1 pseudogene is annotated in these 237 nt (G+C 68.8%); it reads left to right on the forward strand.

The window, feature by feature from the left end:
- Positions 1–237, forward strand: a pseudogene (locus tag KVT45_RS55680) (Tat pathway signal sequence domain protein); the annotation flags it as partial.

Consider the following 237-nt stretch of genomic DNA (forward strand, 5'->3'; position numbering starts at 1 on the left):
CGCCTACCTGTCCTCCAACACCTTCATCACCTGGGCCGGCTCCTCGGCCGCGTTCTCCTGGTCCGACTACCTCGACCTCGTCGGATCCCGCGGCAAGGACGCCCCGGCCTTCGACGCCTTCGTCCTGTCGGCGGGCGAGAACAACGAGGTCGGCGTCGACACCACCGAGGCCCGGCACTTCACCGACTACAGCCAGGCCAACGACACGAGCGGCACCGGCGGCACGTCACTGGACAG

Source organism: Streptomyces sp. GbtcB6 (assembly GCF_019091475.1).
Taxonomy (GTDB): Bacteria; Actinomycetota; Actinomycetes; order Streptomycetales; family Streptomycetaceae; genus Streptomyces; species Streptomyces hyaluromycini.